Here is a 13,481-nt window from a genome sequence, read left to right on the forward strand (position 1 = left end):
GAAACCCCCTAAATCGCCCCTAAAAATTCATCCCGTGTTCACATTGTATTGACGAAGTGAATGCTTTTTGGCTAAATACCCCCATGAAATCCCGAAAAACACCACGCGGTGCCGCCTCCGTCCTAGGGGCCTGGATGTTCATCGCCTCCCTCATCGCGCTCGTAGGGCAGGTGGGAGCGGTCGATCAGACCCTCAAGCCTCAGGACTACAAAGGCTTCACCCTCGGCGGACCGGCCGAATACGGCAAGGTCATGGCCTCCTCGGGAGACTGGCTCGCCGTCGGCGCACCAGGGCAGGGGTTCAATCACTTCCGCCACCCCGGGGAAGACCCCAGTTTCTATGAAGGCGGCCGCGTGCTCCTCTGGAAGCGGGATGCCGTCACCAAAGCCTGGCAGTTAAAGCAGGTCCTCACCTGGCCCAGCGCCATTTACAATGACCAGCGCTTCGGCGACCGCCTGGCCATGGATGGCAACCGCCTCCTCGTGGGTGATAAAGGCGCCTCCGGCCGCATCTACGTCTACCAGCTCAGTGACGGCGTCTGGACCGCAGACGGCACCCTCAGCCTCGGCTCAGATGCCGCGAACAGCTTCACCATGAACGGCGCCCTGGCCCTCTCAGGCGACTATGCCGCCGTCGGCTCCCCGGACGCCATGGTCAATGGCGTGAAGAGAGGCGGCGCGGATCTCTTCCAGCGCCAGCACCATGGCTGGGTGCGGGTCAGCCGCCTTGTGCAGCCGGAGCCCAGCACAGACTTCCGGGGCATCGGCCTTTTCCTGGCCCTGAACGGCAGCACCCTCTACGCCAGCTACAGCACCAATGCCCCGGACTTTTTCGGGGTCCTTGTCTTTGAAAAAGGCCCGGAATTCTGGGGCACGCGCACCCTGCTGGGCACCCCCAAGGTCAATAACCGCGGCGTCGGTCTCCAGGTTTCCGAGGGCCGTCTCTTCGTCGCCGTGAACGCCATCGGTTCGGACCGCCGCATCCAGGAATACACCCTCAGCCCGGTCCCAGGCGGCCCGGAAACCCTGGCCACGGAATTTCAGACCAACACGCGTGACGGTCTCTGGCATGTCAGCGGGGACCGCATGGTCCTCATGCACTCACCCTCCTTCCCTTGGGTCCAGGTCTATCGGCGTCTGCCCTCCAGCTGGGGGCTTGAGGCGCAGTTGGACTCCTACACGCACGATCTCGCGGGCCCGCCCGTGGCCGTGCAGATGGCCGGCCCAGACCTCCTTCTCAGCGGTAAAAAGCGGCCTCCCAGCTCCGGCATCTACTCCCACGTCCAGCCAGACACCGTGCAGGTCCTCCGCCTCAACCCGCCCCTGCAGTGGGAGAGGGTAGACTCCCTCAGGGTCCTGGAGGCCGAGCGCGTGCGGGATGCCGATTTCGGCCGCAGCGTCTCCTCCTCAGAGTCCTGGCTGGCGGTCGGCGCCCCCTGCTCCCCTAATTCAGCAAACCGCCGCCCCGGCGTGGTCCACCTCTACCGCCGCAGCGGCCAGGGCACCTACCAGCACCACTCCATCGTGCAGTCTCCGGAGCAGGGCAGCATCTCCGTCCCGTATCTGGACACCGCCAACTTCGGTCATCTCGTCTCCCTCTCGGGAAACTTCCTCGCCGTCAGCCTGCCGCTCGCCGTCGTCGTTTATGAGTTCCAGCCCACCTCAGACACCTGGCAGCAGGCCGCCATCATCCTCCCGCCCTCAGGCAGCCCTGCGGAGAGCTTCGGGGCCAGCATCGCGCTCCAGGGAAACCGCCTCGTCGTCGGCGCCCCCAACCTCATCTCCGTCCACATCTACCGCATCGAGTCCGGCGGCACCGTGACCAAGGAGGCTACTCTGCAAAAGACCGGCGAGGAAAACCAGACTTTCGGCTACTCCCTGGCCCTGGATGGAGACCGCCTGCTCATCGGTGCCCCGAACCACATCAAAGCCGCCGCCTTTGTCTACGAGAAGAAGAACTCCGTCTGGACGCAGACCGCCCGCCTCCTGGACCCCACCACCTTGCCCCCGGTGATCAGCTTCTCCTCGCGCTTCGGCTCGTCCGTGGCGCTCTCAGGCACCCAGGCGCTCGTCAGCAGCCCCGCCGGCCCGGTGCCCTGCAGTCTCATCAGCGGCGTCTGGCGTGTGGGGAAGGTCCTGCCCGGCCCAGACAGCTCCCTGGAGGCCAGCCGCATGGGGGTCATCTCCGGAAACACCGCCGCCTTCCGCCAGCAGGGCCTCCCCGGCCTCCGGCTCTTTGAACTCAGCGCCGGCCTCTGGAAGCCGCTGCCCCAGCCCTTTCCCTTCCTCAGTGGAGCCCGTGTCGGCCTCGCCCTTCAGAGCGGGCAGCTCATCACCCGGCCCGCTGAGTTTCAGCCTGAGGTCCGCGTGCTGGACCTGAACCGCCCCCCCACGCTCACCTATGATGCCCTCAACCTCGCCAACGGCCCGAACACCCAGCTGGTGGATGCCGGGGAGTTCGTGCCCGGGATCCGGGTGGACCAGTTCGCCAGCGTCACCCTCCAGCATCAGGGCATCGTCGCCACCAAGGTGAACATCAACATCGCGGACTCCGCGGGTGAGTTCACCCTCAAGACCAACCCCGTCTTCCTTTCCCCCGGTCAGTCGAAGGTGCTGGACCTCACCTTCCTGCCCCAGAGCACCGGGGCCAAGGAGGTCACCCTCGTCTTCACCCCGGACACCCCCGGCGCCGCACCCCAGATCCTCATCATCCAGACCCAGGTCCATGCCCAGCCCAGCGCCCTCCAGTTCACCCAGGAGCCAGCGCCCGTGTTTGCCCCCCTGGGCAGCCCCGTGGAGATTTACGCCACCGTCACCGGCACCCGTCCCTGGACCTACCGCTGGCTGAAAAATGGCCAGCCCCTCCCCGGTGCCAATGCCTTTTACTACCCAGTGAAGGATGCAGGCTTCTACCAGGTGCAGATCACCAATCCCCAGGGCACCGTCCAGACGGAGACCATCCCCGTCGGCTTCTACGGGCTGAAGTCTCCCACCTACCAGGCCGTGCTCACCGGCAGCACCGTCCGCACCAGCGTCCACGCCACCGGCCCCGGTGTCTATGTGCGCTGGTCCATGCTGGATGAGGACATGCTGGAATACGAGCTCCTCACCGACGGCCCGGAGGTCTCCGGCAGCCACACCCCGAACCTCACCCTCAAAAACTTCCGCCGCCCCCTCACCAGCCTCCGGGCCGCCATCTACCTCCCCACCGGCCCCACCACAGAGCCGCTGTATGCCGAGGTGGACTCCAGCGTCGAAATCGTCAGCCGGCCGCAGATGTTCATCCGCCAGAGCGCCCCCCTCTTCGTCGGGCAGAATGTCAGCTCAAACATCTACACCGAAGCCTACTACACCGGCCGTTACGCCACCGGCCCCATCTACCGCCTCAGCGGCCTGCCTCCCGGCGTGAAGGCCAACCCGGACGGCGGCATTGAGGGCACCCCCACCACCCCCGGCATCTACACCGTCACCGGCACCCTCACCGCAGACGGCCACACCAGTGCCACCGCCACCGCCCGCATCGTCGTCGCTAAATATCCCGATCTCTACCCCGGCTCCTACTGGGCCTTCCTGCCCACCACGGCGGACCTGCCCCAGGGCGGTGCCGTGACCCTCGATCTCACCCCCACCGGCACCTACAGTGGCAGCCTCATGATCGGCCTCACCCGCACCCCCTTGGCCGGTTCCCTGACCCCCTCTGAGATCGAGCCTGACATCTTCATCCGCCGGTCCAAGGACTTCGCCTTCCCCGTCACCCGCGGCGGGAAAAAGCAGGTGGCCTTCCTCATGGACGCCGGCTACCCCACCCTCGGCCTCATCGTCCGGGACGCAGGCACCGAGTTTGACATCAATTTCTACGAGGCCTTCGCCACCCTCGAGTTCATCAAGCCCCTCATCGCCGACCCGCCCAGCCCCGCCGCCCTCGGCAAGCATAACTTCGGCCTTCTCTCCCGCGCCGGAGAAGGCATGAGCGGCCCGCCCGGAAACGGCTTCGGCACCCTCACCGTGGCCCCGGACCGCCGCGTCACCTACGTCGGCCAGCTGGCAGATGGCACCGCCCTCCTCGGCAGCTCCTGGCTCGGCTGGGGGTATGTGGACGGCCAGCTCCTCTTCTACCAGGGCGACTCCAAAACCCGCAGCATCCTCCGTGGGGCCGTGCCCCTGAAGCACGATGACAACACCGAGCACAGCCGCAACCTCACCTGGGAGCGCCTGCCCCTCCCCGGCCGCCTCTACCCGGACGGCATCCCCCCTGTGGACGTGACCCTCCGCACCTCCCGCTACCCCGCCCCTGGCGGAGCCGCCGCCCTCCCCGGCACCCAGCACCAGGTCAGCCTGGACGCGCTGGATCTCTCCATCAGCCCCACCCCCTTCCAGCTCACCGCCCAGGGCCGCACCCTCTTCACCCCGGCCACGAACCCCCTCGGCATCGCCCTCACCGTCACCGCCTCCACCGGCCTCTACAGCGGCTCCTTCACCCTCCGTGACCCGAACCCCGTCAGCGGCAAGCCCGCCTTCGTCCGCAAGGTCACCGTCAAAGGCATCCTCCTCCCTGAGCTGCAGTCCGGCCCCGGCTTCTTCCTCCTCCCAGCCCTCCCCGACCCCGAGGCCGCCCCGCCCACCACCCTGACCACCTCCCCCATCACCAGCGGCTCCATCGTCCTCGAGCCCGTGCCTGCGGTCAGTGGTGGCCCGTAGGCAGTAGGCTGTGGGCAGTCTGACCGTCCACCGCCAACCGTCCACCGCTCACCGGCACCCCCCCCGTTTGCCCACCCCCAACCCCTTTTTTTTCTCTCTGCGTCACGGTGGGAGAGAAAAAAACAAAAAACCCCCAAAACAGGCCTGCATCCCCCCCGGGCAGGCCTGTTTTCCCCCTCTCCCGAAAAAAGGCCGCCCACGGCCACCGGCTACCGGCCACCGCCCACCGCCCACCGCCCACCGGCCACCGGCTACCGGCTACCGGCTACCGGCTACCGGCTACCGTCCCCCCCGCCCCCCACTGACATGACTCCAGAGCCCCAGCCCTCACCCCGTCGTCTCCGTCAGCCTCTGCATCAGCGCCTCAGCCGACCCCTGGCGCTCCTCAGCCTCCTGCTGACCACCGCCATCACCGTCACCGTCACCACCACCGCCCTGGCCGCAGAGCTGCCCCAGATCGGCACCCCGTGGGACATTTGGGCCACCCACCGGGTCGGGGACGAGTTTTCAGGCGAGCTCACCCTGCTGGAGCCAGGCTCCGGGGCAGGGGACCCCGTCTACTCCTGCATCGGGCTGCCGCCGGAACTGAAGCTGGACAAGACCACCGGAACCATCAGCGGCACCATCCGCAGCGTCGGCTACTTCAACGTCAAAGCCCGCGTCTCCGTGGGCGGCCTGCAGAGCCCCGTCGTCACCCGGCGCATCGCCCTCATGCCCCCGTATGTCCCGGATCCCGGCATCTTTGAGCACGCCTACAGCCACTTTGAGCTCCCGCCTCTCGGCGGGCATGTAAACATCATCATCCAGCCCTCCGGCGCCTACAGCGGCCTCCTGCGTCTCGGCACCCGCAGTGTGCCCCTGGCTGGCGTCCTGAAGCCGAACGATCCAGAGCTCCCCTACGTCGCCGCAGGCGCTCCCGTCCTCATCCGCCTCCCCAGGCCGGAAGGCACCCGCCTCGTCAAGGTCGTGGTCCGCAGCAGTAACCCTGAACTCGGCTTGGATTTCCTGGATGCCGCCACGGGGGAGATCGTCGCAGGTGACACCTCTCTCCACCTCGTCCGTCCGTCCGTCGGTTTCATCCCCCCCTGTGCCCAGGTCGGCCGGCATAACGTCGCCTTCCTGCCAGACACCAACCCGCCCGCCACCGGCGCTGCCTTTGGCATTGTCACCATCGGCGCGGACTACCGCTGGACCTTCGTGGGCCAGAGCCCGCATGGCAAAAGCATCACCTCCTCCCAGTGGGGTTACCCCATGGATGACGGCCTGGAATCCACCCCCCTGGAGGTGGCCACGGATTTCTACTCCAGCGACAACGCCACCACCTGCCTCTATGGCGGCCTCATGATCCCCGCCAAGGTCCGGCTTCGGGGAGAACCCGGCCTCCAGTATGGCATCCGGCTTGTGCATCTCCCGCAGAAAGGCCGCCTCATCCCTGAGGGCGGCATGGAGGCCACCTACACCTTCCTCAGCTCACGTTATGACCGCGGCCGTGCCCAGACCATGTTCCCTCAAGGCTCCGCCAGCCTCGCCTCCAGCGCCCTGTTTACCTCGGACATCCCCAGCGTCATGTTCGTGCTGAACCCGCGTCTCCGCGCCGTCTTCGGCGCCGGCACTGGAAACCCCACCTCGGCCCGGCTGGACGTCTATGCCCCCACCGGCCTCTTCACCGGCCAGTTCACCCTTAAGGATCCTGATCCCCGGAACCGCGCCCGCAGCATCTTCCGCAAAGTGAACTACCGCGGCATCCTCCTGCCTGACCACCACCTCGGCGCCGGGAACTTCCTCCTTCCCACCCTTCCTGATCCCAACGCCCAGCCTCCCACCACTCTCGCCACCTCCCCCATCGTCTCTGGCGATATCCAGATCGTCCCCGCCCCCGTGCTTTTTGACACCGGAACGAATTGATCTAAACAGAGTGTCGCATCGTTGGTTAGGCTTCGGATGCCCTTCAGGCGAAGGGCCAGGGTGCCTCACCCCATCCCTCAAACCCCCAGCAAGCCCCAGCCCCCAGCCCTCCCCAAAGCCTAACCAATTTTCAGTTTTCAGTTTACAGTTTACAATTTTCAGTCCCTCCCGGCCCCGCTCCCCACCTCCATTCCTCCATTCTCAGTTTTCCATTCTCCATTCCCCCATCTCCCCGCAGCCTGCAGACTCCACCGGGGTGGAAGAATGTTTTCTCCAGCAGATTCAGGCAGGCCCACAGATTCATTTCCCGACAGGCTAAAGAATTGATCCCATCTGCTGGCCTCCCTGAATCTGCTGGAGACACCCCAACCGCCCACCGCCCACCGCCCCCCTTAAGCTACCCCTAAGCTCCCCCCGCTTATGACCGCTCTCCTCTCCCGCCTGGGACTGACCCTGTCCCTGGCCGCGACACTGGCCCTGCTCCCCGCCACCTTGTCGGCCGCCGACCAGACCCTCAGCATCTCTGACCACACCGGCACCGTGATTCTCGATGATGGCTATGGCACCATCATGGCCTCGTCTGGAGACTGGCTCGCCGTTGGCGCGCCAGAGGCCATCAGCAGCCCCCTCGTCAGTCCCACCACCGGCGGCCGGGTCATCCTCTGGAGACGTGATGCCGCCGGCACCTGGGTCGTGAAGCAGCAGCTCACCAGCCCCGTCGCTTTCCCAGGCACCCCTGACCGCTTCGGCAGCCGCCTGGCCATGTCAGACTCCCTCCTCCTCGTAGCCTCCCATCTGGGCACCGCCAATGCCCGCGTGCTCGTCTACCGGAAAAATGCGGGAGACCGGTGGCAGTTTGAGGCCACCCTCACCCGCCCGGAAGGTCTGTCGCTGAACAGCGGCTTTGGCCACGCACTGGCCATCGGCCGCCTCCGCGGCGACTCCAGTGACCGCGTCGTCATCACCTCCCCCTCGGAGGCCAATGGCCTGGTGGCAGGCGCGGGCCGGGCGCACGTCTACCGCCGGGACAGCGGCTGGAGCCGGATCGGCGACCTCATGGAACGCGATCCCCAGGCCGGAGAAGCGCTCGGCTCCTCCGTCGCCTTCCGGGATGACGGCATCTACGTCGGCGCGCCGGGTTATGACGCCGCGGCACGCCCTGATGAGGGGCGCGTGATCAAGTTCGATGGCGGCGGCTGGGGGTTGTCTAAATCCCGCGAGCTCAGCCCCATGCAGGTGGGGCCTAACCAAAGGTTTGGAAGATTCATGCAGCTCACGGGGACCTGGCTGCATGTCTCAGGCGCCACCACCCACACCGTCATCGGCTCCGAGATCACCTACCCCCAGGGCTCCACCCGCATCAGTCTGGACGCCGATATCCTTTCCATGAGCGCCAGCGCCAGCCGCGTCTCCATCGTCCGTTCGAATGGCGAATTTCCCCTCAGCTCCATCGTCTTCAAAGGTGGCGCCTGGACCTTTGAAAACCACGTGAGGATCACCAACCTGCGCATCTATCAGCCCAGCACCCAGCTCGCCGGTGACGAAGTGCTCTTCGGCGGTCCGGGGAGTGATTACCTCAACGACCGCATCCCCGGCACCATCAAGTCCTACAAGCCCGTCGTCAGCCAGACCTGGCCCTACTGGACGAACTGGCAGCACGTCTCTGAGATCGTCCCGCCGGAGATCCTCAGCGTCCGCCGCGGCACCTTTGGCACCAGCATGGCCTCGGAGGGCGCGTGGACCGTCATCGGCAGCCCCTGTGAGCCGGATGAAAAAGACACCGCCACCCTCATCGGCAAGGTCTATGTCTACCGCCATCAGGCAGATGGCAGCCGCCGCCTGCACTCCCGGCTTCCAGATCCCGTGCTGCTGAACGGAGCGGTCCTTGACCCCGCCCTCTTCGGCCAGGCCGTCGCCGTTTCAGGGAACTACATCGCCGTCGGCGCGTGCAAAAAAACCACTTCGGGTTATACCACCGCCACCGCCGTCATCCTCTATGAGTATGACGACGCCGCCGATGCCTGGGTGCAGGACCGCGTCATCCGCCCGACGGCCTTTGATGATTCTTTTGGTTATTCCATCGGCCTGCGCGGGGGTGAGCTCATGGTCGGCTCTCCAGGCACGCGCCGCGTCTGGATTTACCGGCGGACCTACGAGCCCTCTCCGGCCGGCGACTTTGTCTGGCCTTTTGTGGGTCTCCTCGAGCCCGAGCCCTCCTCCTCGCGTGACGAAGCTTTTGGTTATGCCCTGGCCCTGGGGGATGGCGCCGCCCTCGTCGGCGCGCCGAACCTCGCCGCCGGCACCGGTGGCTCCGCCTGGATCTTTGACCGGGCTGAGACTCTCATGTGGCATCGCACCCTGCGCAAAACGGGTTACGCCACGGATGTCAGCCTCAGCGGAGACCAGGCCGTCTTCCGCCGCACCGCGCAGGGTGCCAGCACCGCCCTCCGGCGCAGCTTCACCACCTCCGGCGCTCCCGTCTGGAGTGAGGAGGATGACCTCCCCGGCATCCCGGGCGCCACCGCAGACGTGCGCATGAGCGCCTCCGCCGGCGTCGTCGCCTTTCAATCCGGCGTGGAAGCACCCACGCTCTTCGCCCATCTCCGGGGGCAGTGGCGGGACATGACCCGCACCACCATCCCGGCAGACTTCTTCCGCACCGACTGCCGGAACCTCCTCATCGCCGGCGGGCAGCTCTTCTTCGCCATCCGCCAGCCCCTCAACCCCACCGGCCAGACCATCTCAGTGCTGGACCTCACCTCCGCCCCCCTCATCACGGAGGAGCGCCGCTTCTTCCCCGGCATCATCCCGGAGATCACCCTGGCCAGCGGCGGCATCTCCCCCCTCTACCGCGTCACCGTGAAGGGCAGGGGACTCCTCCCCGTGCATGTCCAGTGGACCGCTGAGGGCAGCTCGGACTTCGATCTCAGCCCCCGCAACCTCGTCGTCGAGCCCGGTGCCACCGCCACGTTCACCGTCGCCTACAAGCCCGCCTCTCCCGACCTTCATAACCTCACCCTCCGCCGCACCTGCAGCGCCCCCGGGGACCTCCCTCACATCACCCAGCTGGTGGCCCGGGCTGTGGATGAGCCCCGCGCCCTCGCCGTCACCGTCCAGCCCAGCTCCGGCCCCACCCACCAGACCCTCTCCGCCCGCGTGGAGGGCACCGGTCCGCTCACCTGCCGCTGGCTGCGGAATGGCAGCCCCGTCCCTGGAGCCACCTCCCCGGACCACACCCCCGCCACCGCCGGCCGCTACCAGGCCGAATTCTCGAACAAAGTGGGAAAAACCCTCACCCGCGAGGTCTACGTCACCCACTTCCAGCTCACCACCCCCGCGCATCAGGTCTTCCGGGTGCCCCCTGCCAGTGTCACCTGGAACCTCCAGCTCCAGGGCCCCGGCCTCCGCGTCGTCTGGGTGAAGCGCGGCCCTGACGGAAACTACTTCGATATGACCACGGTCAGCTCCCCCACCTTCACGGTGGGCATAGATCCCTCCTCCCCCGGGGCCTATGGCGTGCGCATCTACCGCGCCATGCCGGAGACCGGCACAGAGCAGATGACCTTCCTCGAGCTCTCCTGCCAGGTGGCCTCGCTGCCCCAGGTCCGCACCCCCTGGGATCCGCCTGCAGACATCCACCTCAGCCTCGGCACCCCCTACCAGGGCACCCTCACCTGCGTGTGGGACGGCATCCAATACTTCCCTCAGTCCATCCTCCCCGCCTACTCCTGCACCGGCCTGCCGCCCGGCCTCACCGTGGACCCCGCCACCGGCGCCATCACCGGCACTCCCACGAAGAACGGCCTCTACACCCCCCGCGCCCGAGTCAGCGTCGGCGCCCTGCAGAGCCCCCTTGTCACCCGCCGCCTCATCGTCTCCTCCCCCGTCCAGCCCCTCCCCGGCACCTATGAGCTCATCCTGCAGCCGGACCGCCTCTCCCTCCTCGGTGGTCACCTGTCCCTCACCGTCCAGATCGGCGGCGCCTTCACCGGCAGCCTGCGCACCGGCACCCGCACCCAGCCTCTGCGCGGCATCTTCCAGGACAACGTCCCGGGCAGAGACTTCCACGGGACCTTCCGGGATGCCCAGGGCCGCGTCTTCGGCATTCTCCTGAATGGCACCGCCGCCCCCCGCCTCTACAGCCGCGCTCCGGACCGTGATGAACCCCAGCTCGATCATGGCTCCATGCTCCTCGTCCGCCCCCACCTCGGCTGGCCCGCCCCCTGTCCGCAGAGCGGCCGGCACGCCGTCGGCCTGATCCATGGCGGCACTCTGGGCAGCGGCTTCGGCACCCTCACCCTCGGCACCGACTACCGCCTCACCTTCGTCGGCCAGTCCCCCGAAGGAAAAGGCATCACCGCCTCCAGTTGGGCCTACCCGCCGGATGATCAAACCCAGGTCAGGTGCCAGTTCTTCGCCACGGACAGCGCCACCACCTCCATCCACGGCGACCCCGCCATCGGAAATGAAATCTCCGGCGTCACCATGATCCGCCTGCCGGACCCCCGCCTCCTGCCGGAGAGAATCGAAGGCGAGTTCCTCACCTTCCTCACCTCACGGCCACCGGCCAGCCTCCCTGCCGACACCTTCACCGGTGGCTACACGCTCGATCTCGGCCTGCCTTGGGACTATGCCCCCGTGCAGACCACCGGCTTCACCCTCGCCCCGCCGTTGCGTGCCATCTTCGGCTCCGGCACCGCCAATCCCGGCCAGGTCCGGATCGATCTCTACGCCCCCACCGGCCTCTTCACCGGCCGCAGCACCTACCGCGTCCCCGCCCCGGGTGGTCCAGACAGCACCGAGGCCCGCGCCATCGAGTTCCGTGGCATGTTCCTCCCTGATCACCAGCTCGGCATCGGCTACTTCCTCACCCCCGCCCCCCTTCGTCCCGCTCCCCGCCCCCTCATGTCCGGCCAGGTCCAGTTCCTCCGCACCCAGCCGCAGTGACCCCAGCCTAACCAAAAGCAAGATAGAGTCCTGACGGGTCACGAAGCCCCGTCCCTCCCCCCCATTTTCCATTCTCCATTCCTCCATTTTCAGTTCCTCCATCCCCCGCGCTCCAAACCATGGAGAAATGGAGAATGGAGGATGGAGAATGGAAAACTGAAAATGGAACCGCGTGACGAGCGAAAGGCTCATGCCTCCCAGCGCCCCCGGAGCGCGGACTTCAGTCCGCAGCATCCCGAACGCCGAGGTGAGGTGATGCCCCAGACATGAGGCCCCTTCGAGCCCACGTCCCATCTTCGGCTTGAAGCCAGCCAGCCGCAGTGAGCCAAGCCTAACAAAAAGCAAGATAGAGTCCTGGCGGATCACGAAGCCCCGTCCCTCCCTATTTTCCATTCTCCATTCCTCCATTTTCAGTTCCTCCATCCCCCGCGCTCCAATCCATGGAGAAATGGAGAATGGAGGAATGGAGAAGTGAAAATGGAACCGCGTAATGAACCGAGGCCGAGCCTCCCAGCGCCCCCGGAGCGCGGACTTCAGTCCGCAGCATCCCGAACGCCGAGGTGAGGTGATGCCTCAGACCTGAGCCCCCTTCGAGCCCACGTCCCATCTTCGATTTGAAGGCACCCAGCCGAGAAAGGAAACACTCTAAAAAATCTTTCTACCTAATCTTTCGACATAACCAAAAGCGCTTCAAAGAGGCCAGACTCCCGCCCGCCTTTGCCTCACCTCACCTGTCCGCGCCCTGGCTCCACCTCCACCTCCGCAGGCCTCTCACGGCTCTGCAATTGAGCCTCTCGTAGCTGCGCATCGGCCTCCGTCAGCAGGTCTCGGCGTCTGGCAGCTTCCTTCAAAAGATCCCGCGTCTGGCGCGTCATCTCCGTCATGGTCTCGATGCTTCGGCGCGATCTCGCCATCAGGGCGTGAAATTCGTCGTCGTTCATGGAACTCATGGGCGGGGGGTAAAAACTGGGGGGGATTGGTGACCGCTCTACGGCTCGCAGTCGTCCTGTGGATGGGTGCCTGACAAGAAAGTGACAACAAAGTTGCTCTAGGAGGTTCACAAACTGAGTCCCGCTCAGACCATCCACATACGGCCCTGCGAGACCCCAGATAGCTTCGTGCAGCCTCTCTAGAGCAAAGGTTTTCACCCCCTTCATTCAGACCTCCTTCGCGGCTGATTGTTCACGCACCTTTTCAATGTAGGCCGCAGCGCCACACCCCAGGCACCCGCGCCAGCAGAGCAGCCATCACACTCCGTGTGATGAGCTGAGGACTCACGTCCGCCCCGAACCATCTTGTAGACAGACATATCCAGAAAATCTTTCTACCCCAATCTTTCCACATAACAAAAAGCGCAACAAAAGACACCCCCTCCAGAAGTCCTCTCTAAACCTCGTCCACCCCCATCCACCCCAACCAGAAACCTGAAACCTTGAACTTGAAACTCAAAGCCCCGCCTCATCCCGCCGTGCGCGACCGCGCCGTCTCCCCCGCCACCAGCGCCGGACACGCAGAAAGGCAGGGCGCAGCAGCAGCTCCGCCCGGTCCATCAGCCGTGCCACAGCCAGGAACTCGCGCGCGATGAGGCCCATGCCACAGAAGGCCACCAGCAGCCCCGGGCCCGGAAAAGCCAGCAGGACAATGCCCGCCAGCGTCAGCAGCATCCCCAGGCCCACCAGCAGCCAGCGCTGCAGACCATGCGCGCGCTGCTCGTCTGCCAGATGCCGCGCATGCGCATCCTGAAAACGTCTTCCCGGCCTGCTGAGCAGGAACTCATGCCAGTGGTGATGATGAGTTTTGAGCATGGCAATTCATTCAGAGGTGGAAAGGCGGCGGAGGATCCAGACAAGGCATCCATCCTTCCCCCCAGGTTCGTGACCTCCCTCCTCCCCGGACGTCAGGTTCCCCCACGATCACCCCCTCCCCTCCCCA

Annotated in this window: 5 protein-coding genes; 3 read left to right on the top strand and 2 right to left on the bottom strand. The window is 65.9% G+C overall.

The annotated features are described in order from the left end of the window. Positions 1-83 precede the first annotated feature (83 nt). The 3 genes from BGE01nite_RS27835 (at position 84) to BGE01nite_RS29745 (ending at position 11,549) form a co-directional block, all read left to right on the top strand. Positions 84-4,697, top strand: coding sequence for a hypothetical protein (locus tag BGE01nite_RS27835; RefSeq protein ID WP_146856054.1), 4,614 nt, complete (start codon positions 84-86; stop codon positions 4,695-4,697). A gap of 306 nt (positions 4,698-5,003) precedes the next feature. Further along, on the top strand, positions 5,004-6,602 hold the full coding sequence (locus tag BGE01nite_RS27840) for a hypothetical protein (protein ID WP_146856056.1): 1,599 nt from the start codon (positions 5,004-5,006) through the stop codon (positions 6,600-6,602). A gap of 420 nt (positions 6,603-7,022) precedes the next feature. Beyond that, on the top strand, positions 7,023-11,549 hold the full coding sequence (locus BGE01nite_RS29745) for an Ig domain-containing protein (protein WP_146856058.1): 4,527 nt from the start codon (positions 7,023-7,025) through the stop codon (positions 11,547-11,549). A gap of 722 nt (positions 11,550-12,271) precedes the next feature. On the opposite strand, the gene BGE01nite_RS27850 is transcribed toward BGE01nite_RS29745, so the two are convergent. Continuing rightward, entirely contained in the window at positions 12,272-12,490 is a 219-nt protein-coding gene (locus BGE01nite_RS27850) for a hypothetical protein (protein ID WP_146856060.1), read from the bottom strand. Positions 12,491-12,994: 504 nt separating this feature from the next. Then, positions 12,995-13,354, bottom strand: a complete 360-nt coding sequence (locus BGE01nite_RS27855) for a PGPGW domain-containing protein (RefSeq protein ID WP_146856063.1) — start codon at positions 13,352-13,354, stop codon at positions 12,995-12,997. Positions 13,355-13,481 lie beyond the last annotated feature (127 nt).

Origin of the sequence: Prosthecobacter gellanilyticus (genome assembly GCF_007992435.1) — a bacterium.
In the GTDB taxonomy this organism is placed as follows: Bacteria; Verrucomicrobiota; Verrucomicrobiia; order Verrucomicrobiales; family Verrucomicrobiaceae; genus Prosthecobacter; species Prosthecobacter gellanilyticus.